General features: G+C 46.6%; 29 protein-coding genes. 9 read left to right on the forward strand and 20 right to left on the reverse strand.

The genetic code is table 11. From position 1 onward, the window contains the following. The first annotated feature begins 88 nt into the window (after nt 1-88). Together RFF05_RS08210 and RFF05_RS08215 are read left to right on the forward strand one after the other, a co-directional pair. Complete coding sequence (locus RFF05_RS08210) at nt 89-355, forward strand: DUF4160 domain-containing protein (RefSeq protein WP_409969869.1); 267 nt, start codon at nt 89-91, stop codon at nt 353-355. A gap of 4 nt (nt 356-359) precedes the next feature. Then, nucleotides 360-602 carry a DUF2442 domain-containing protein gene (locus tag RFF05_RS08215; protein WP_409969870.1) on the forward strand — a complete coding sequence of 81 codons (243 nt, stop codon included), beginning with the start codon at nt 360-362 and terminating at the stop codon, nt 600-602. Between the two features lie 43 nt (nt 603-645). On the opposite strand, the gene ssb is transcribed toward RFF05_RS08215, so the two are convergent. From ssb to RFF05_RS08265, 10 genes are all read right to left on the reverse strand, one after another. After that, nucleotides 646-1,203, reverse strand: coding sequence for a single-stranded DNA-binding protein (ssb, locus tag RFF05_RS08220; protein WP_409969871.1), 558 nt, complete (start codon nt 1,201-1,203; stop codon nt 646-648). Between the two features lie 28 nt (nt 1,204-1,231). Beyond that, a complete protein-coding gene (locus RFF05_RS08225) occupies nt 1,232-2,629 on the reverse strand; it encodes an AAA family ATPase (RefSeq protein ID WP_409969872.1) in 1,398 nt (465 codons plus the stop codon). Further along, on the reverse strand, nt 2,626-2,919 hold the full coding sequence (locus RFF05_RS08230) for a hypothetical protein (protein ID WP_409969873.1): 294 nt from the start codon (nt 2,917-2,919) through the stop codon (nt 2,626-2,628). The genes RFF05_RS08225 and RFF05_RS08230 overlap by 4 nt, the downstream gene beginning before the upstream one ends. After that, a complete protein-coding gene (locus RFF05_RS08235) occupies nt 2,916-3,437 on the reverse strand; it encodes a hypothetical protein (RefSeq protein WP_409969874.1) in 522 nt (173 codons plus the stop codon). The genes RFF05_RS08230 and RFF05_RS08235 overlap by 4 nt, the downstream gene beginning before the upstream one ends. A gap of 3 nt (nt 3,438-3,440) precedes the next feature. Continuing rightward, nucleotides 3,441-3,836, reverse strand: a complete 396-nt coding sequence (locus RFF05_RS08240; protein WP_409969875.1) for a zinc-finger-containing protein — start codon at nt 3,834-3,836, stop codon at nt 3,441-3,443. 8 nt (nt 3,837-3,844) lie between these two features. After that, nucleotides 3,845-5,008 (reverse strand): hypothetical protein, encoded by a 1,164-nt coding sequence (locus RFF05_RS08245; RefSeq protein ID WP_409969876.1) that lies wholly within the window; start codon nt 5,006-5,008, stop codon nt 3,845-3,847. Next, a complete protein-coding gene (locus tag RFF05_RS08250) occupies nt 4,999-5,184 on the reverse strand; it encodes a DpnD/PcfM family protein (protein ID WP_409969877.1) in 186 nt (61 codons plus the stop codon). Before RFF05_RS08250 ends, RFF05_RS08245 begins: the two co-directional genes overlap by 10 nt. 19 nt (nt 5,185-5,203) lie before the next feature. Beyond that, nucleotides 5,204-8,278: a helicase-related protein gene (locus RFF05_RS08255; RefSeq protein ID WP_409969878.1), complete on the reverse strand. Its 3,075-nt coding sequence runs from the start codon at nt 8,276-8,278 to the stop codon at nt 5,204-5,206. 277 nt (nt 8,279-8,555) lie between these two features. Next, the gene (locus tag RFF05_RS08260) at nt 8,556-8,807 is read right to left on the reverse strand and encodes a helix-turn-helix domain-containing protein (RefSeq protein ID WP_409969879.1); all 252 of its coding nucleotides are present in this window, start codon (nt 8,805-8,807) and stop codon (nt 8,556-8,558) included. Nucleotides 8,808-9,000: 193 nt separating this feature from the next. Then, the gene (locus RFF05_RS08265) at nt 9,001-9,192 is read right to left on the reverse strand and encodes a helix-turn-helix domain-containing protein (protein WP_409970094.1); all 192 of its coding nucleotides are present in this window, start codon (nt 9,190-9,192) and stop codon (nt 9,001-9,003) included. A 135-nt stretch (nt 9,193-9,327) separates the two neighbouring features. Between RFF05_RS08265 and RFF05_RS08270 the strand changes: the two genes are divergently transcribed. Further along, entirely contained in the window at nt 9,328-9,759 is a 432-nt protein-coding gene (locus RFF05_RS08270) for a hypothetical protein (RefSeq protein ID WP_409969880.1), read from the forward strand. Between the two features lie 23 nt (nt 9,760-9,782). Continuing rightward, a complete protein-coding gene (locus RFF05_RS08275) occupies nt 9,783-10,289 on the forward strand; it encodes a hypothetical protein (RefSeq protein ID WP_409969881.1) in 507 nt (168 codons plus the stop codon). Nucleotides 10,290-10,455: 166 nt separating this feature from the next. On the opposite strand, the gene RFF05_RS08280 is transcribed toward RFF05_RS08275, so the two are convergent. The 9 genes from RFF05_RS08280 to RFF05_RS08320 all read right to left on the reverse strand — a co-directional run bounded on the left by RFF05_RS08280 (nt 10,456) and on the right by RFF05_RS08320 (nt 15,446). Next, nucleotides 10,456-10,971 (reverse strand): hypothetical protein, encoded by a 516-nt coding sequence (locus tag RFF05_RS08280; protein WP_409969882.1) that lies wholly within the window; start codon nt 10,969-10,971, stop codon nt 10,456-10,458. A 16-nt stretch (nt 10,972-10,987) separates the two neighbouring features. After that, nucleotides 10,988-11,233 (reverse strand): hypothetical protein, encoded by a 246-nt coding sequence (locus RFF05_RS08285; RefSeq protein ID WP_409969883.1) that lies wholly within the window; start codon nt 11,231-11,233, stop codon nt 10,988-10,990. Beyond that, a complete protein-coding gene (locus RFF05_RS08290; RefSeq protein WP_409969884.1) occupies nt 11,230-12,051 on the reverse strand; it encodes a VanW family protein in 822 nt (273 codons plus the stop codon). The genes RFF05_RS08285 and RFF05_RS08290 overlap by 4 nt, the downstream gene beginning before the upstream one ends. Beyond that, nucleotides 12,048-12,599 carry a hypothetical protein gene (locus RFF05_RS08295; RefSeq protein WP_409969885.1) on the reverse strand — a complete coding sequence of 184 codons (552 nt, stop codon included), beginning with the start codon at nt 12,597-12,599 and terminating at the stop codon, nt 12,048-12,050. Before RFF05_RS08295 ends, RFF05_RS08290 begins: the two co-directional genes overlap by 4 nt. A gap of 46 nt (nt 12,600-12,645) precedes the next feature. Then, nucleotides 12,646-13,824 carry a hypothetical protein gene (locus RFF05_RS08300; protein ID WP_409969886.1) on the reverse strand — a complete coding sequence of 393 codons (1,179 nt, stop codon included), beginning with the start codon at nt 13,822-13,824 and terminating at the stop codon, nt 12,646-12,648. 23 nt (nt 13,825-13,847) lie between these two features. After that, entirely contained in the window at nt 13,848-14,081 is a 234-nt protein-coding gene (locus RFF05_RS08305; protein WP_409969887.1) for a PF20097 family protein, read from the reverse strand. A 5-nt stretch (nt 14,082-14,086) separates the two neighbouring features. Beyond that, a complete protein-coding gene (locus RFF05_RS08310) occupies nt 14,087-14,467 on the reverse strand; it encodes a hypothetical protein (protein ID WP_409969888.1) in 381 nt (126 codons plus the stop codon). Between the two features lie 162 nt (nt 14,468-14,629). Beyond that, nucleotides 14,630-14,824, reverse strand: a complete 195-nt coding sequence (locus tag RFF05_RS08315; RefSeq protein ID WP_409969889.1) for a hypothetical protein — start codon at nt 14,822-14,824, stop codon at nt 14,630-14,632. Further along, a complete protein-coding gene (locus RFF05_RS08320) occupies nt 14,799-15,446 on the reverse strand; it encodes a hypothetical protein (protein WP_409969890.1) in 648 nt (215 codons plus the stop codon). Before RFF05_RS08320 ends, RFF05_RS08315 begins: the two co-directional genes overlap by 26 nt. Before the next feature lie 225 nt (nt 15,447-15,671). Here RFF05_RS08320 and RFF05_RS08325 point away from each other — a divergent pair, with 225 nt between their 5' ends. The 5 genes from RFF05_RS08325 to RFF05_RS08345 all read left to right on the forward strand — a co-directional run bounded on the left by RFF05_RS08325 (nt 15,672) and on the right by RFF05_RS08345 (nt 19,436). Further along, on the forward strand, nt 15,672-15,866 hold the full coding sequence (locus tag RFF05_RS08325) for a PspC domain-containing protein (protein WP_409968402.1): 195 nt from the start codon (nt 15,672-15,674) through the stop codon (nt 15,864-15,866). Between the two features lie 32 nt (nt 15,867-15,898). Next, nucleotides 15,899-16,489 carry a hypothetical protein gene (locus tag RFF05_RS08330; RefSeq protein WP_409969891.1) on the forward strand — a complete coding sequence of 197 codons (591 nt, stop codon included), beginning with the start codon at nt 15,899-15,901 and terminating at the stop codon, nt 16,487-16,489. 93 nt (nt 16,490-16,582) lie between these two features. Continuing rightward, nucleotides 16,583-16,951: a BlaI/MecI/CopY family transcriptional regulator gene (locus tag RFF05_RS08335; RefSeq protein WP_409969892.1), complete on the forward strand. Its 369-nt coding sequence runs from the start codon at nt 16,583-16,585 to the stop codon at nt 16,949-16,951. A gap of 2 nt (nt 16,952-16,953) precedes the next feature. Further along, the gene (locus RFF05_RS08340) at nt 16,954-19,110 is read left to right on the forward strand and encodes a M56 family metallopeptidase (RefSeq protein WP_409969893.1); all 2,157 of its coding nucleotides are present in this window, start codon (nt 16,954-16,956) and stop codon (nt 19,108-19,110) included. A gap of 14 nt (nt 19,111-19,124) precedes the next feature. Continuing rightward, complete coding sequence (locus tag RFF05_RS08345; RefSeq protein WP_409969894.1) at nt 19,125-19,436, forward strand: DUF6054 family protein; 312 nt, start codon at nt 19,125-19,127, stop codon at nt 19,434-19,436. Between the two features lie 70 nt (nt 19,437-19,506). Here RFF05_RS08345 and RFF05_RS08350 read toward each other — a convergent pair whose 3' ends face one another. Then, nucleotides 19,507-20,142 (reverse strand): hypothetical protein, encoded by a 636-nt coding sequence (locus RFF05_RS08350; RefSeq protein WP_409969895.1) that lies wholly within the window; start codon nt 20,140-20,142, stop codon nt 19,507-19,509. Nucleotides 20,143-20,177: the final 35 nt, after the last annotated feature.

Raw genomic sequence — 20,177 nt, forward strand, 5'->3', positions numbered from 1 at the left:
TTCCTGTTGTTAAATAGATTGATTTTATTGCGAGATGTGATATACTATCCATATAAAGGTGCAATATACTATTCTGGGAGGTGTGTTCATGCCTGTATTATCTTCTTTTTACGGTATTCTGATTTATATTTATAGGGAAATTAACTCCAAACACCATATGCCACATTTTCATGCCAAGTTCAATGAATTTGAGGGTGTCTACGACTTTGAAGGCAATCTTATCGAAGGCAATTTGCCTAAAAAGAAAGCCAAATTGGTGGAGGCATGGTGTGCCATCCACGAAGACGAACTAAATGCTTCTTGGACGGCCTGGAATGAAAGTGGCGAACTCATTAAAATTGAAGGATTGAGGTGAGCATATGTTACGACCAAAAGCCATTCATGTGGAACCGCAAGACAACTATACATTGTTGATTACCTTTAGCAATCAAGAACGGAAGCTCTTTGACGTTGCACCATATCTGGATTGGGGCCCTTTTGTAGAGCTCAAAAACCCAACACTTTTTCGCACCGTAAAACCTGCAGGGCTGAGTATCGAATGGATTCACGGGCAAGATATTTGTCCCGATGAGCTATACGATAACAGCACCTTGGTTTCATAAGGGTATATTCACAGGGGGAGGCATGATGCCTCCCCCTGATTTTTTATCGCTTGCCTTGATTGTAGCCTTGGTTGTACCCACCGTTTTGATTGGGGGCATAGCCACCTTGATACCCTTGTTGTTGAGGAATGTAAGGCCCTTGTTGGGGTTGATTGGGTGCATATCCAGCGTTAGGCGCAAACCCGCCATTGGGGTAGCTACCGTCTGGCATGGGCATTTCGTTGGGGTTGAAATTGGGGACAAAACCTTCGGATGGGGCATTGTTGCCGCTACCATCGTTGGGCTTGGAATCACCAAAGTAGACAGTATCAGCGACGATTTCAGCAGAACGGCGCTTCACACCGTCTTTATCGCTCCAATCACGCACTTGCAAACGGCCATGCACCACAGCGGTGCGCCCCTTCGTGAAAAACTTGTTAACAAAGTCAGCCGTGGCACGCCATGCCACCACGTCAATGAAGTCGGTGCCACGTTCGCCACTGGTCTTATCCTTGAAGTCACGGTCACAGGCCAGCGTGAAGTTACACACATTGGCATTGCTGACTTGACGCAATTCGGGATCACGGGTCAAGCGACCCATCACAGAAATAGTGTTCAACATAATAAAATTCCTCCAAATAAATTGATTTTTAGTTATTCATCAGTTCCAACTGGTCCAAAGTGGCGTAGGTAAACCCAGCCATTTCATGAGACCGCTTGCTCAGTTTTTCCATATCCTCCAGCAGTTCTTTGACCATGGTACGCTCCGCCTCAGTTTGGGCAGCGGCAGACAATTCCACCTGCTGACGGTAGAGACGGACGATTTCGCCACGGAATTTTTGCAGTGGACGGGTCATTTGCTTACGCAGTTCTCCACCTTGGCTGCCGCTGGCGTTGGCGCAGGCTTCTTCAAATTCCAAACGGATTTCATCAGCCATGCCACGAATGGTATGCACCTTGTCTTGCAAGGGATTGATGCAGAGCCGTTCCAAAGTGGTATCTACTAACTGACGGTCAGTAGGTTTTTGCCAGAGATACCATTTCAGTGCCAGCAAATCCATGCTGGATACAGTGTTGCGACCAGAGAGCCATGCCATTGCCTGTGCAATAGGAGCATAGTTCAAAAGCTTACGGTCAGAGACTTTCAACCCAGAGCGACGCAGTTCACAGAAGATGTCGTCAGCCAATTCATTCATAGCATCGGGAACAGCGACTTGCGCCACTTCCTGTTGCATGGCATATAATTCATCCAGTGTGATGGTGGCGTCAATCATCATGGTATATCCCTGCTGTTTGCTGGTCATCATGGCTAGACGATTGGTGCGTTCTTCGATGTTCTCCGTTACCAATTTCAGCTCTAGGCGGTCATAGAGTGCTTCCAAAATCTTCTCACTAGGGTCATTGAAGTTTGGAATCTCGTTGGAGGCCGTGAAGAATGAGATGGTGGGAATGGGATAGGTGCGCCCCTCGTTGGTATATTTGCGCTCATTCAGCGCCGTCAACAGGGAGTTCAGTACACCATCGTTGCATTTGAACGCCTCGTCTAAAAAAACAATATGGGCCTCTGGAATCTTCCCTGTGGTGATGAGCCGAGGGTCGCCCTGATGAAGTGACGACAAGACTTTGCGGTAATCTTCCATCTGGGTGGCGCAGTCTTTTGCTGTTTTCAGTGCATTTTGATCACCGGGATTATGGAGCAGCGTTTTCTGAAATCCCTCTAGCGACGACAGCATATTGCTGTACGCAGGGTCACGGTTTAATACGTCTTGCGCCACACTGCCGGGGATAAGGCTCTGGAGGTCAATGCGACCAAAAAGTTGTTCCTCATCACTCTGTTTTGACATGAGTCGCTCGAATTGGGTTGCCCCTTCAATGCGGTCACGGAACAGATTGATGGCAAAGGATTTCGCCTGCCCAGGCTCACCCAATACAAATAGATTCTTGCGGGTGAGTAGTGCGATGGCGATGAGTTGAATTAACTCTGCACGCTCAGTGATGTGCAAGGCCACGTCATTCATAACGGCCAGCATTTTTTCTCGTAAGGTCATTTCAAATCCTCCTTGTCATACAGTTCTACTTCGTCCATCACAGCCCAAAACGTTCCCTCGTGGCTGTGATAGCAGTAAAACCACGCTTCGCCGACCACTTGGTTGGCATCATCCATCAACTCAAATTGGGCAGTATACCCATCGCTCAGCAGTGAAATGGTGCCTTGTCCCGTTTGCAGTGTGCGAGGGAGTGTTGCACCTAAATGATAGGTTTGACCTTGAAACTCGACCGTATTGGTGGAATCAAGGAGGTTTTCAGGCATACGCACTTGTACATTTGAATATCTCATGTTTCTGTATCTCCTTTTGTTGGTTTTGTTTCTCTCATGTAGGGTTGGTAGACAAAAAAGCCATTTTCATTAAAGAAATATTGCTTCCGCAGACCATCATCAAAGCAAATGATACCAAAATTCGGCACGGGTATATCTTCCAAAAATGCAGCTTGGTCATCAGCCATCCAGAAATCTTGGGCGCTGAATGATACCGTGTATTGGCTTATGAGTTGATGGCGGTAAACGTCTGTGCAGGCGCCACCACAATGGTCATACATGAAGGAAAACATCTGTCGTGCATTTTCATCTTCAAAGTCAAAGACTGCCAGTTCCACTTGGCTTTTCCGCAGAGGGCACCATGAGGGCGGTGCCTGCTTCAGTTCAGATTTCTTAAATTTCCGTGGTTTTTTAAGCCCAAAACAATAGCACTCTCCAGATTGGAGCATGGTGCCGTTATACAATCTGGAAATACCGTGATGAAAATTGCGGTCAAGGCAACTGGTGCATCGAAACGGTTTGAAAGCTACTTGTATCATGGTTTATGCCGCCTTTCTATCTGCGCCCAGTTGGCACAAATCAATCACCTGTTGGCACTGATCCATTTCAAAACTGCCGATATGTGCTTTTCTTGCTGACATACCCATTTGTTGTCCCAGCCATTGATAGGCTCTGGTACGGGTCATGCCTGCTTCACTCCAAAATGTATCAAAAATCTGGTGGGTTTCTCGCCGTTTCAAGCGCAACACTTCGTTGGCCACATTACCAAGAGGACGAGTTGTCCCCTTGTGACAGCCAACACGGGCATTGCAAGTGCGGCAAAGATAGATGTATTCTCCATCCAGACCTAGACGTTCCACGCTGTCCCCGAAGATTTCTCTGGGGTCAGCCAATGTGATTTTTCCGCCACAATAGCGGCATATGATAGGATTTTTCATTGCTTCACCTATGCTGCCAATGGCAGTTCTTTCTTCTTTCGTGTTTTCTTGGGCTTTTCTACCTGCTCTGCAATTTTTGGCTTTGCCAATTCAACAGGCATGGGCTTGCGCTTGGCTGTGTGGAAGCAGGATGTGGTTTGATCGCTAAGAAGCAAAATTCCACCTGCACCAATTTCCAGTTGCAAACTGCCGTCAAAGGCTTTCAAGCATTGCATCAGCTTTTTCACACCGTAATAATACGTCCCTTTTGGCTCGCCACGGAGGGGAATGACTTCCATGCTGTCCTCTACGGAACCATCTTCGGTTTCGCACTGTGCGGTGATACGACTTCCTGTAAAGGTGAGCCCCACTGTGGAACCTTCTTTTGCCACCGTAGCGGCACTGTCAAGGAGCTTCCACAGAGCCACCCCGTCGGTGAGCACCATGAATTGCTGCTGGAAGTTGCCTAAAATCAGATCGGTGTCGATATAATTTCCATGAATCAGTCGAGCGGTGAAGATAAAGTTGTTTGTCATAAAAGAAATCAACTTCCCTGTGGTGCCCACAGAAAGTTGATCTGTGTCAGCCACCAACCCAGCCAAAATTGCCATGCTTTTCGCAGGAATCAGCATTCGCACAGAAGCACCGTCCTTGCTTTCGCCTTTAGAAGTCATAATCCGTGTGCCATCAGCACCCACAGCTTTCATGCCGTGTTCTGAAAAGACCAGATGAATGCACTGCATCACATCGGGACCAGCGGCGGCAAAGCCTGTTCGTTTTACCATGGAGGGAATGCCAGAGGCTTGCACACTATCTTCGGGATAGGGTAGCTCCATGGTGGGATAGGTCTGAGCTGGCAGAACGATCACCCCATAATGGGCGTGTTCACAGTCAATGGTCAGCGTGTTTCGATTATCCAAAACCATGGTCACAGTGTCGCCACCCATGAGGGTGAACATATCGGTGCCCAACTTGGCATCTAGCACGCAACCACCAGATTGATGCACCTCCGCAGACATGGTCAAACGGAGGGACACTTCCAGATTGGTGCTAGAAAGACGCAGGGTGTTGGTACTGCTGTCCGCTTCCATCAGCACACCTTTCAGAGCGTCGATGGGGGAATAATTGTTGGCCAATTTAGCCGCTTTTTTGTACAGTGTTAATAACTCTGCCCGATTTGCAATCACTTGCATGACGTCACCTCCCAAGTGGAGAACTGTGTGCCGAAATAGTTGCTTGCATCTAGCACAAATTCCCCGTTTTTGTAGCGACTACGCACCATGGCTTCTGCATTGCTGGGGGTATCAGCCATAATAACGACTTGCTTAGTCAATGTTTCTTCGATTTCTACGGTGTATTTTTTCGCCATATTGTTGTCCTTTCTGTTGTTATGCCGCAAAATCAAACAGGCTCATTTGGTTGACAATTTCAATCCGTGCCTTCGTTTTTTTGCGTTGTTTCTGCTGCTTGCTTTGCTCTGCCACCACCTCTGCGGTCAAGCATCCAAAGACAGGATGTGCTAACTTGTGTTGATTTTCAACAGAAGTTGTTTCCACGGTTTTGGGTGCTATTGTTTCTGGTGTAGGCGTTGCTTTTGCAATCTGCTGTCTAGCGGGATTGATGATGGCCATCCGCTTAAATGCAGTGGCAATATCGTCTACGTTGTCACGGATTCCTTGCATCAACTCTTTGGCCATCACCGAGGTCATGTCCTGCACGTCACTCATAGCGGCGAGACCTTCTTCGGAGAAGGAACCTTCGATGATACCTGCCACAGCCAATTTGGATGCCATTAGCTTCATAGCCTTAGCTTGCATCGTGCCCTGATAAAAGAGCATATACACTTGCACGCTTGGTGCTAGCTGATTGATGCGCCAACTACGGCGTGAGGCTTGGCGGAGGGTGAACAGGTTGTAACCCATGCTATAAAAAATCAACGTGGTAAAGGCATTGAGGTCGAGTCCAGTTTCTACCAATGTTGGATTGGTGATGAGCACCTGCATCCCTTTGGATAGCTGTTTTTCCACCCATTCTTCTCGCTTGTCTGGCACGATGGCATCCGTCATAATAGAGGTTGCAATATTGTGGTCAGTCAAAAGCTTTTGCAATTTGTCACGAGAGTCAGTCCGCGTCCAAGAGGAATAAATCAGCACCTTTTCACCTTGTGCCAGTTTTTCTTGTACCAGTTGAAGCACCTTTTCTTCTTTGGCACCCAAGGTGTCAAAGTCAGTGATGTCCTTGGGCTCCACGATGGTGTAGCCGTCTATGGGGTGTAGGATTTTAGACTGTTCATAGGGCTGGTCTGGAAATACTGTCAGCAGATTTAAGTAAGCAGATAGGATTTTTTGCGCTGCTTTCTTGTCTGTTTTCAGAATGGCTTTTAGCTCAGCTTCGATGGTGTCGTATTCTTCTTCCACTTCTGTATCCATTGGCAAAGCAATGGGGATTTCCTCATAGGAAGGCAGTTCCTTGCCCATATCATTGAGGGATAGGAAGGCAGCGTGTTCCAGAAGGAAGCGTGAGAATACCAATGGGGAGACACCGGGAAGCTGGCGACTCTGTTTTTTGCCCTTTTTCGTGCGGCGATTGGCGGAATAATCAGCCTCTTTGATTTCATAGGTGTTTTCGATTACACCATATTCTGCATCAAAGATTTGGGGCGCACTGTGGAATTGTCCGTCCTTGCGCATTAGATGGGGTACCATACGGAACAGTAAGTGAAAAATCCCAGAACTGTATCCATTGATGAGGGTGGCTGTCATGCCGATGACCTTTTTGGAGGCATTGAATAATTCTCCCATAGCATCACCTTGACCGCTGTTATTGTTGTACTGATGCAACTCATCACAAATTAAGCCGTCGATTTTACCCTTGTACTTTTTCTTGATGTAGGTACTCAGTGGGTATCTACGACAAGCGCCTCTGATACGAAAATGCCGTTCTGGATGGTCAATGAGCGCTTGGATGCGTTCCACTAATTGTGGGTTTTTGGTGGCGTTGAGATGTGCATTGGCATGGGGGCGATAAATCCATCCATAGCCACCAATTTTGTACCATAGGTTTTGGGCTTGTGGATTTACCGATGACCACAATGAAGTGTGGCAATAGGGGCATTGGTGATTGCCACGATGTTCTTTTTTGAAATAGAACTGGTCAGCAGGCACCATGTAAGACACATCATTTTCTGTGACAGGCATCTCCAGTGTGGCACCACAATCTGGGCATACAAAGGATTGTTTGCGCTTATTCCATACCACGGTAGGCTGTTTCATGTACCCATCTCGTGCTTTTTCTTTGGAAATAATGGCATACATACTTTTGTCACCCTTTTGGTAGAGTGCATACAGCTTATCGAACTCGGTCATGCTGCGCACCACTACACCTACTGTGTTGGGGAGGGTTTCTGCGATTTCTCGTGCCCATTTCTTTGCCACATGGGAGGGGCAAAGAATGATGTTGAAGGTCTTTGCCTTTGTATGCAATGCTTTTAATGCTTGGGAGGCGGCGATGGCTGTAGAGCCAATTTTGGTTTTGCCGGTACCGCATTCCGCAATGATAAAGCCACATTTCTCTTTTCTTAGCAGTCGTTTGATTGCCTCTGCCACGGCCAACTGGGGGCCATATAGGCTGTATCCTGCTTGACTCTGGATGTAATCGTTGATGGTGAGAATTTCATCAGAGAGTGGCTCATTGGCTGGGTCAAATAGCGGCGTGAATTGGCTTCTAATGCGCTCGGCCACTGTCACACCAAAGGTGTTGAGGTAGCTAGTCACACCAGTCACTTCATCAAACCCGTGGGGGTTGACCACGGTGCCAGGAATGGCAATTTTGCCACTTTTCAAGCCGTCCTCCACAACTGAAACAATGTTGGCATCCTCCTTGTCGCACTTCATCACCCATGCATCCAGTTTTTCACTGGCGGAATGGACAATGAGTTGCTTGAGAATGCCTCGTGCTTCTAGCTCATCTAGGATATAGTCTCGAAATTCTGGAATCAGTGGCACTGCTGTTTTTCGATCCACTTCAGCAAAGAGTGCATCTCTGTCCCCTTGGGGGCAAAAGATACAGCATCTGCGTGGTGGCATCTCAAGAGAGGTTTGTGCCTCATCTTCGGTTTCGTCTTGCTGGTTCTCTTTGGATTTTTTGTCTTCTTGCTGTTCGTCATCCGTTGCCAATAGGGTTGCTTCGGCATAGACACCATCATGGGATAACTGGCGCTGATAGTGCTTGGGAATACTGGTGAGATACATATGCTCTCCTGCATATTCCACACGCACACTACCACCACCATAGACGGCATCTGAAAGCGCACGCACCATTTCTGGGTACCCTCCAAAACGGATGGCACGCAGAATTTTATGGTTTTGCTCCTGCTCATAGATAACGGTGTCTGCATACGCAGACAGATACACTGCGCTGGATTTGTCCTGATAGCCTACGGGCATCAATTTGCTAGTTTGCATTCATGTGTAAACTCCTTTCAAATTTTGGCACAAAAAAAGACTGCAATGTCCCCATTTTCATGAGAAATCATTACAGTCTTAGTGTGTCATATATAATTTGTATTTGTGTCAGCTCTTAGAAAGTGAAGCAATTTGGGCGCACTTAGTCCCCCAACCGCTAGACCTCCGACCTCTTTGCTCCGACCTCTTTGCTCCGACCTAAATACAACTAGAGTATAGCATAAGAATTATCTCAAATCTAGTTGAGGTTTTTTCAACTAGATTTAGGGCTTTTATATCAGTTTTTGTCATCTTCGAGAAAAGCATAATCATTAAGAGTATCGAAGTCTAAAAACTCAGCCAAGGTCATACTGAACCCTAATGCAATGTGGTGTAGCGTTTGGATGCGTGGATTTTTTGTCACGCCACGCATGATATTGTCGATGGTTGATTGGTTGAGTCCTGCCATTTGAGATAATTTGTAATAGCTGATACCACGTTGTTTGCAAAGGGTTGCAATGCGTTCGATGAGAATTTCTTCATAGCTCATAGTTGTGTGCCTCCACCTGTATTCGGGTATAGTTATAGGATACAAGTAGAAATAAGCGTTTATACCCGAATACGGGTTGACTTTGAAAATAAGTGCATGATAGAATACACCTATATTCGGGTGTATTCGCTTGCGTTTATAGAAAAAACTAGCCCCAGACGCAGCTGCATCCAAGGCTAGAGATATGTTTGGTTTATTCGGTTATAGAGTTTGGTTGGTCAGGCAAATAGGCAATCACATCATCTATACAACAATTTAGAATTGCACACAAAGCATCTAGCGTGTTGGTTGATACCGATTCCGACGCCTTTAAGCGCCGAATGGTGGAGCTACTGATATTTCCTTTTACTTGCAATGTATACGTTGTTGCATTTTTTAGCTTCATTGTTTGCCATAGCGGTTCATAGGAAATCAATCAAAACACCTCCATCTCCTATTGACATATCTCTATTATTGCCTATAATTGATAGAAAGCGTTATAGGCAATATTGTTTATGTCTAATAAAAGAAGGGTGAATTTATGATAGTAACATTTTGCGGACACAATGATGTGTATGGCAGCGAAAAAGTGCGTAGTTGGGTTGAAACGGTCATCCGACAGCTGATTAACGAGGGTGCCACCCATTTTTATTGCGGGGGGCACGGTGGTTTTGATAGACTGGTTTCCGGGGTGCTTCAGAAAGAAAAAGAGCGTTCTCCCCATATTCAAAGCATTTTAGTGTTGGCATATTTGCAAGAAAATCCTTATGCTGTGGACTATGATTACACCTATTATCCCGAATTGGAACTGGTGCCCAAACGCTTTGCCATCTTAAGGCGCAATGAGATCATGGTCATCGAAAGTGACGTCGTGGTGGCGTATGTCACCCATGGTTGGGGCGGTGCCGCTAAGACATTGGAGTATGCGCAAAGGAAGAAAAAGCGTGTTATTGTGTATCCAGATACACAATGAAAAGTTCGAGGGAGAGAAGCGATATGGAAGTTTTCGCACGGAATTTCCTGCAAGATTTTGAATCAGAGCAGGCATCGTTATCCAAGGGGGCGGACAATGCGGACATGGATTTTTCAGATTTGCAGCCCCCATCTGTAGAAGCGCTTTCAAATTATGTGGCAGTTGATATAGCCCAATACAAACATTCGATCAATGCTGAAAAAGTAGCGATGTTTCATGAGTTATATAAGCCGTTGGAACGCTTTGCAGATGAAACCATTGCAGACCTTCGTATTGAATATGATGAGAGTGTGGGTAAGGGGAGCATACAGCTTAAATATCACTCGCTTGATAGTGCAGTGTGTCCTCAAAACCAATGGCATACATTTCTCGCTCTGCTGTTCCAGATGTACGCAGATTTTTCTATTACAGTGGTCGATGGTTGTTATGTTGTTCTAAAGTTTTATGTGGACTTGACCGATAAAGTACAGGTGAACGATTATTCCAAGCAGTTGGAATTGCTGAGAGCGTGTATTGGGTTGTCTGAGTAACCATATGCGTTTAGTTATCTCGTAGTATAAAAGGTCATCGCTTTTCGATTTTGAAAAGTGATGACCTTTTAAGTCGTTTTACAACTATTTCAGTTAGGAAATAGATTAAATTATATGTTATTTTCAACGGCTTAAAAATGTGTTCAATGCTGACATTTAACAAAGCTCAATTGGTCTTAGTTCCCTCTGTCATCATCAACGTTGCCAATGTCTCGAAGGAGGCGGTGTTAATTAAATGATACACAGCAAAGCCATCGTCGAGACCCACAGCCACGGTGGTAGGGTCTAGAAATGACAGGGAGCAGTGTGCATCGTCCTCCCATTGCAATGCAAGGGTGATGGAGCGGCCATCATAATCGCCATCAGAGCCAACGGAAGCCAGCGCCCACGGCAACAAATTGCGGAAATCGTTCCTCACGCTGGCTTGTGCCAAAATCTCCAAAACAGCTTGCAATACATGGTCATCCGCTGCGACAGACAAGGTGTAGGTTTCCATATATAGGTTGGAGTTGAGGGGGGCTACTTCCGATTTGATGCCGCTGATGGTCAATGCGCCATCAATCCTGATGACTTGGGATACATCTCCCAAGTGCCCAGTCAAAGCACAAGGCCATAACCGCCAAATTGTCAATCCAGCCACAAGGATAGTGGCTAGAAGTATGAGAAATTTTTTCTTGTTCATGGAGTCTCCTGTGTTCTCACTCTATCACATGGCGTGCCAATTCATAATCTGCCTTTTTCACATAGATCGTGTACTCGTACATGACTTGGGTGTTGAGCCCAAAGGAGCCTTGGCGACCACGCCCCATGCCACCACCATTGGATGGATTGAATACTTTGGTGTAATACGGAATATTGTGATTGTTCAAGGCATCGCAAATCCGTTGCCGTTCTAGCAGTGAATAGGTAATGCGCAATTCTTTACGGTTAAAAATGGTAATCATGGCGTTTCTTCTTTCTCTTTTGTTTCTAAAAAAGGCGCATAGGTCATAATGGCGTGGTTTTTCACCACCAGATGGTCATCTACAAGTGCACCTTGGCTGTCAAACACTTGTTGGTACAGCTCGTTGTGACGGCTGTAACCGCCCCAGTATTCACCTTCCATTTTGTGGTTTCGCTCTACAATTTCATAGCGGTATTCTGGCTTTGTCGACACCTGCCAAGCACCCTCCAAGTGGGTGTTGCCCACCGTCACCAACAGCTGGTAAGTATCTTGGGTATCGTTGCGAATCATCAAATCACCATGTGGATAAAAGCAGGTGGCACCAGAGCCGAAAGGTTGGGTGCGATTGCTGTCCGGGAACACGTCATAGCCATGGCGATGGCGCTCCACCACCGTCAAAGGGGTGTGGAGGGTCATCCAAAAGATGAGGTTAGCCAGTTGGCACAATCCACCACCAGTGCCAGCAGTGAACGTTCCATTGCGCAAAATCATGCCGTCCACATAGCCTTTGGACTTTCTTGGCTTGCCGATGCACTTCCAATAGCTGAAGGTTTCCCCAGGTCGCAGAAGAATGCCGTGAACATGGGGAACAGCCAGATTGAGATTGATGATTTTGTTCTCCTGCATCCACATCTCCACATCTTTGAGCGGTCGTCGCAAGATGGTTTTATGGGCAAAGGCTGTGTAAGGCAAGGGTGCCAAAGCTCTGGTTTTGGCAAATTGATGATTGCAACGGAACCACATCCATTTTCGCAATGTGCCATAGTAAATCATACCGCATTTGAGTCGCAAATCAGAACGGTGAATGGGCTGTTTCATCGTGGCATCTCCACCCTTTTCGCCACACCAAAAATACACACATACACACCAAAGAAAATGGCCAAATGAATAGGCGTGAAATTCTCAGCATTAGACACTTCCCCTAATTCGAGGCAATAGCGTGCCACCAAACCTGCCATAGCACTGCCGAAGAAGAGTGCCACTTGGGTCGTAACTTTGTCTGTGGTAGCTTTGATGGAACAACAATTTTTATATATCACATACACATATAGTATGATGGACACCCCTCTGCCACTGGTAAACATGGTTTCAAAATTCAAGGGGAACATGGTGCCACTGAACAATGCAACAAACCCACAATCGAGAATTTTTATCCAATTAGGATGAATTTCATGATGGGTTCGTGCATACCAAAGCGCTACACCCAAAGCGATGGATACTGCAAACACAATGCCAAAAAACATAAACAAAGTGGACGTGGGCCCTGTCACCTCGCCACCTGACATAGATTCAGGGGTGTTTTGGCAAGCGGTGAGGGTTAGAAGGGTGATGGATAGAGTGAGCAGCGAAAGAATTTTTCGGTTCATGATGGTATCTCCATTTTCAACATAGTTTCATACTGTTTGATGATGCTCAGCCAAGGAGGGCATACTCGTCGGTCATCTCGCTATAATATACAGACATGGCTTCGTAGTAATCTTTAGCCAGATAGCTCTCGTTTTCCGTACTCACCATCTGATTTTCTAAGTTAATATCCAAAATGGCAATGGCGGTGGCGCTTTCTATCCAAGGGGTTAGATTGCTGAAATAGGCTTGGATTTTGCTTGCTGCATCCCCATCGCTCAGCTGTCCTTCGGCACTATCTTCTGTTTGCACTTGGCGATTTCCTTGGTTATCCAAGGAGAATATGCTATGTACAAAGGTATACGCACCCTGACCTGCGTAGAGGCTGCCCTCTAACAGGTAGAATAGACCGTCCACTTCCACCAGACTTAGCTGTCCGTTTGCGGTATGGGGCGCACCATAGCTCTGCTCATAAATGGGTTTATTTGTGGAAAGGGTGGTGTCATAGACGGCAATATCACAGGGAATGGTCATCTTCAGCAGTGCTTTCAAAGTTTTGTCTTGCATATCAGAAAGAATGGTGATAGACGTTTCAATCACATCATCAATGCCGTCATGGGTCACATCCGCCATCTGGGTGTAGATGACTTTTTTGACTTCGATGGTTTCAGCGGGTGCTATTTCGGTAGTCGTTTCTAACAAATCCGCTTCCGTCAAGGTGGGGATAGGCTCTAGCGTCTCCAAGGGTGGGATTAACTGTACATCACTGACACTGGCGCCGCTGGTGTTGTTGAGCGCAAAATGCTTCTCCATCAAGGCTAGCACCTCTGGGGCGGTGGTGATGAAGGCACCATCTCTACGCAATAGACCAAACTGGGTCATGTCGTCGCTAATGAGCATGTGATAGCAAATGTCATCTTGGATTTCAGGGGGATAGTCCCAGTAGCTGAATTTTTGCAAATGATCGTCATTGTCCCAAGTAATCAGCACCGATTGGGTGTCACGGGTCGTCCATTCCATACAGTCGATGGCAAAGGTGCCAGTGTAACGTTCGTTGTCGTGGAACAGGTAGTTGGTACGCTTTCCCTCTATGGTGACGGTGGTTTCTTCCACCGCTACGCCGTCCTTGTACACCGTGGCAGGAATGGTTTGGCTGATGGTGGATGAGAAAGAATATGTATTGAGAAAACCCATCACGCACAGGGCAAAAACACAGAGGTAGATTGCGTATTTTAGTTGTTTTTTCATGTGTTTCTCCTTTTATAGCGGCATCAACCTTTTTCCGACAGTGGGGATATGCCAATATCGCAGGTTTCACAGCGGTAAAATGCCAATTCTGAGCGTATCAGCCCATTGGTATAGCCTAGGATTTCACCGCCTATTTTGTGGATGCTGGTTAGCAAGAGAGGGAATCGCTTGCCTTTTGGCAACCAATAAAAGCTTAAATCTTTAGCGGTCACAAGGGAGCCCTGCTTCATTTCTGCGTTACAATAGGGACACGTCATAGCGTTCACCGCTCCTTTCGTTTTCGGTAGTTCAGCGCAAGGCTAACAACCAGTCCAATTCCTAAAAACACCCAATAGCTAAAGAGCCAGATAATCCATAAATTGTTGGTGGAACCACCGCCAGCATCTACCCCATTGGTGTTGAATACCATCCCCAATACAAGTGCCGCAACATAACCACCGATGGTGGCGATGGTCAGAGGTTTTAGCCCAAATCCACAGGAAATTAGCAGCAGCAACACCCCAAAGAAGCCCACAATGATGGCGGCATCTGACCGCCCATGAATTTGATTTAGCGGATAGTTATGGAGTAAACATACCAAGAGCGCAAACAAAAAGGTGGAGCAAATAGTGCGTCCAAGTCTGGTGGATAAGAATTGTTTCATAGTATTCCTCCTGTTCGTGACGGCATGAATCCACACCGCCTTACAAAATTGCAATCTCTCCTGTCAACAAATCAAGTTCAATCCAATCGTAGCTGGTGTTCTCTGGATTGACAAACCAGTAGACGCCCAAAGGCGTTTCGTTACGGTCGCCAGTGATATGCGCTATAAATTTGTAGGTGAATGTATGGTGAAAAAATAAGGCGTTAGACTGCCAATCAACCCTCCATCATAGAGGGCATTGACGGTGTATAAGTAATAGCAAACCGCCACCGCCACGGCGATGGTGGCTAGGATATAGGCGATGTTTTTTCGTGTTATGGGGTGTTCTCCTTTAGCCTGCGTTGTTGATGTACCCATCCTCAGCAGATACTTGGAAGGCGTAGCCTGTTCCGTCCAAAGTGAGGGTGCCTTGCCATGTGACTGTGGCTGTGGCGGTTGCGTTGGGGGTAATGGCGGAGTTGACGGTGGAGGCTCCAATGGCTTGCCATGCAGAAGCGTTGGCGGTTGGCTCTACCAAAATGGGGCGAATGTCGGTGCCCACACCATAGACGCCTTCATCATACCGCAACCATGTGTTACTATCAGCGGATAGGTCAAAGGTCACAGCGGATAGGTTTGGCGTGCTTTGGGGTGGCGTGTCAATTACGCCATCCACCCATGTCATTTGCTCCACTTTCAAGCCCACTGCCCAATCGCTGGTGCCTGCAGTGCCCACATCTCGCACTGTCACCATGGCGGCAGGTGCGTAGAGAGTGGTATGGGTGCCAGTAAAGAGATAACGGCTCTCTGCCACCAAAACAGTGTCAAACTGCCAATCACCGCCATCTTGCAACACCTGCGCCTCTAGCGCCTGTGCAAATTCTTCTGGCAGCTGGGTTAGATTGCACTGTTCCACGGAGGTGGCGTAAGGCATCTGGGTGGCCACAATCAACGCAATGATGCAGGCCAGTAAAATGCCGATTTTGTATGGTTGCTTCATAACAAGCCCCTCCTTGTAATAAAGTGTGCGAGTCCTCACTCTCTTAGACGGATTATCTTTCGTTTTGTTCCACTGAGCTGTGCATAATTTTCCTATTTTCCCCAGTATACCACATTGCATTTACAAAGTCATCACAATTTGGTCACAAATAGATTGCAAACGGCTGGAAGTTGTTGTAAGATGGGGGTGAACCTACATACAACACATAGAAGCAAGGAGAAAATTATGGACAAAAAACTTTATAAATCTACCGATAAAATAGTGGCTGGTGTTTGTGCTGGTGTGGCGGAATATTTTGGCATTGACCCCACACTTGTGCGTCTGGCATTTGTGTTGCTAGGTGGTTTGGGTGGCACTGGTATTTTGGTGTATGTTCTTGCCACCTTGATAATCCCTCGTTCACCAGAAGATTTTGATTAAGTAATTGTTGCCACAAAAAACAGGAGGTTTTTATGAAAAATATCATCTTACGGTACAAGGTTTTGATTGCATTTCTCTGTGGATTTTTAGTGTGCTTGGTGTTGGGGAGTGCTCTATTCCAGGCAGATACAGAAGTGGCGGTCAATGACCATAGCGATGTATTGCAACAAGCCATCATCCGTCGTATTGATCAGCAAAATGATGTGTATTTCAATCTAGGCGACCAATTTGAAGCCTTGGCTAACAGCCAAGGAGATGAGGTAGAATTACTAGAGGAAACCAAAGTCTTTGTGTCTGGGGTCAACATCTTTGTTCAGATGGACTATGTGCCGTATTACATAGAATTGCTATACCCAGAGCAGGAAATCCTTCTGGAAACTTGGGGCAATTTGACCAAAGCCACCACTGCCATGGATTGGGAGCAGGTATCTCAATTATCCACCGATGAATTGTCTCATTTAAGCCAGCTTTGCTATGCCTTGAGTGATTGTTGCTATCGAGGCAATGAGGACTCCTTCGCATACTACATCAGCATACAAGACACTGAGTCTAACGAGTTCCACGCAAGCGTAGCCACCGCCCAAGCATTGATGGACGCTTGGCAAGCTATCTTGGATGCGTAAGTAGGATAGTTTTCCATCATCATACATTACTTGTTGACAAATGTCAACAAGTCTGCTATACTTTGTCTACAAAGATAGACAGGAGGTGGTCTTATGGAATTGACTTTAACCACGGCGGAGTGGAGTGTGATGGAGTGTTTGTGGGACAAGTCCCCGCAAACTGGGCGAGAGGTGGTGTCTTTTTTGGAGGATGCCATGGATTGGTCTCGCAGTACCACCTTGACCCTATTGACACGGCTAGAAGCCAAAGGGGCGGTGGGCAGTGATAGCACCCAAGGGAAGAAGCTGTTTTACCCCACAGTGGAGCGGAACCAAGTGGCACAGCAAGAAACCAAAGCCTTTTTAGACCGTGTGTACCAAGGGAGTTTGACTATGATGGTCAGCGCCATGACCCAAGAAGCACCCCTATCTAAGGAGGAATTGGCCCAGTTGTACGCCTTATTACAAGGCATGGAGGAATGACTATGACCCAATGGATTTTATCATCTTCGGTACTGATTGTGTGCATCGTGGCACTACGGCGCTTGCTCCGTGGGCGCATCACCCAACGGGTGCAGTACGCCCTGTGGGGATTGGTATTAGTGCGGTTGCTAGTGCCTGTGCAATTTGGCAGCACGGCTATGAGCGTCAACAATGTAACACAAGAGCCTGATTTTCTCATCGCCCAAGAAGCGATTTTGCCAACGGTGACAGCGGACACACCAACAGTGGAACTGATTCCCACGTTGGAGCCATCTGTATCAGTGGAGGCCACGCCACAACTGCCATCTATGGAAACCATCATCACAGCACTTTGGATTACTGGTAGCATTGCGGTGGGTCTGTGGTTTGGCTACACCAACCTTCGGTTTGGACGGATGTTGAAACGCAACCGTGTGTTGTTGGATGATGATAGCACCAAATTGCCAGTCTACATGGTGGATGGCTTGGCCACCCCTTGCCTGTTTGGCTCTGCCATTTATGTCACCCCCACCACGGTGGACAACCCCCAACAACTTGCCCATGTGTTGGCTCACGAGGGCAATCATCACCGCCATGGCGACCATATTTGGAGTTTGCTCCGCTGCCTGTGTCTGGTGGTGCATTGGTACAATCCACTGGTGTGGTGCGCCGCTGTGCTCAGTTGTCGTGACTGCGAATTGGCCTGTGATGAATCCACTATGGAATCCTTTACCATTTCAGACCGCATCGCCTATGGACGGACACTGCTAGAGATGACCTGCGCCCAAACCCCATCGTTATTGATGACCGCCTCCACCATGGTGGGTGGCAAGAAAACCCTAAAAGAGCGGATTGGTCGCATTGCAAACAAGCCCAACATGGCACGATACACGGTGATTGGGCTTTCCGTGGTGGTCATGTGTGTCATTGGTTTTACCTTTACAGGGGCTGAGGCAAAAGACATTGCGATCATCGGCGGTGCCGATGGCCCGACAGCTGTGTTTGAAACGGAGATTGTGGGGGCGGAGGTTTTAGACGTCGAGGTAACACAACAACTGGCAACCCCAACAGGTGCAAGCATACAGCTGTTGGTGACAGCCACGCAGCTAGACTCTGTTTTACTATACACTGGTTGGGATGAAGTGCCCTTGAACAACTATCGTTTCGGTAATGCAACGGAAGGAACCCTGTTTGACAGTATGGATGGCACAATCATCCAATATGTTTACAGCGATGAAGATGACGCCTTGCAAGATAACCAGTTTTGTTTGAAGATTGCTGTAGAAAATGCACAGCTAGAGGCCAATCAAGCTTATACCTTGAAATTGTCTGCATTTGGCATCTATGCATATGAGCAAGGAGACGGAGCGTGGCATTCCATTGATATAACCCCACTTTACGACGATGTATGGACGGTTGACCTTATGCTGACAGAGCCAGAAACAGCGGGTGTGCTTCCAGAATCCGAAACAGAAAAATCAACAGACGGCACCCTCGTCATCCCCACCGTGGAGGATATTCTTGCCAATGGCTATCCCGTCAACGAAAATGGTGAAACCTATGGGCAGGCTGTGAAAGACAGCAATCTGGAAACACCAGATTTACAGTTGGCACAAAATGCAGATGGTGTGAAAGGTTATATTCGTGAATCAGAAACCCCAGGCGCTTGGGTGAGCACGCCAGAAGAAGCTGCGGACTATATGGAAACGGCGCAGACGGAGCCCAGTACAATCAACCTGTATCTTCATGACGGTGTAACCGTGATTGGTCAATTTGAAGTCTCTGCCAACAGCTATGAGCAAAGTCCATTCACTTCTGCCATGCTGACCTATTTAGAAGCCATGAAAGAGGGCACCCAAGCGGCCATTGGGTATATCTATATTCCAGATGAAAATCAAAGAGAGGCGTATTTGTCTAGCCCTGATACCATTGACACCTATTTTATCCAGTCAATGGAGCAGGTCAATGAGAATTTGTGGGCATATACCCTGTTAATTTCAGGCTTCTCTGCCACCGATACACTACAAGAAATTTTCAACTTTGTAGGCTATATCGACGGGCAATACTGGGTTTATAATAACCAAGCCAATATCCCTGATAGCCTGCGCACTGGCCTAGACCCTGACAACTATCAATATCTGGATGAAAGTAATTTAGGCCTACCAGATGCGTATGACTAAGAAAGGACCCTCCCATGGTAAAAAGAACATTCAAGCATAACAAAGTCATCCAATTCAACAATGTTATCCAAAACCTAGAACAGCTAGGCATGAGCGTAGAAGTGGAGATGGAGCAGACGGGGCAGCTGACCAATTTGCTCATTGAAAAGTATTTTATGCGCAATAGCAACGTCTCCTGTTGTGCCGTCAGCATCTATTCTCATTCTCCCATCGAACACGACATCATTGTTATGTCTGGAGGATCAGCACAGGGGATGTTGTTCAAATTCTCATGGGGCGCAGACGACGAATTTCTAAACGACGTGTGCACTGCCTTGCAAGAATAATCAAACGCCGCCAAGGTGTAGGGAAGTCCTACGCCTTGGCGGCGTTATTTTACAGCATTTTTTATCGGCGTTACAATATTTCAATAGCACTTTCTTTCAAGGAAATTGGATCAGAGGATAGGCCAATCACGTAGATATAATAAACACCATCTTCTTGGATAGTAAAATTATACGTTCCATCTAGAGAATCTCTAAAAGCTTGCACCTCATACATCACGCCATCTTTTATATGCCCTATGCCGAGCGTTTGACTGGTGCCAGTTTCCATAGGATATTTTTCAAAGGAAAAGCTAAGTATATCTCCTGCATTGCAAGTCCATCCAGTGGACGCATCTTTTGAAAAAACACCAACGGCTCCATTTGGAATTATAATTTCTGGAGTCACATTATCAATCGTCAGGATTTCTTGGACGGAATCACCGGGGAGACATTGGTCGCTGGCAAGAGTGCTGAAGAAAGGATTCTCAGGAATTTGAATCTCTGCAATCAGGAATTCTGGACTATTTACATCAGAGGAATCAATGTGTTCACCGTCGGAAACTTGAGGAACAGTTTGATTGAAAACCTCTTTGCCGACTTCAGCGCTGTTGTCATCAGTAATAAGTTCAACATTGTGCGTGTCCGACATAGAAAGTGAGTTCTGGGTTGCAAAGACGATGGTGAAACAAAGACATATGCCGAGTAAAATAATCAACGATTTCTTCACGGGACATCCTCCTTCCTAATTTTACAGAGCACTAA

This window comes from Bengtsoniella intestinalis (genome assembly GCF_039719005.1).
GTDB lineage: Bacteria > Bacillota > Clostridia > Oscillospirales > Oscillospiraceae > Oscillibacter > Oscillibacter intestinalis.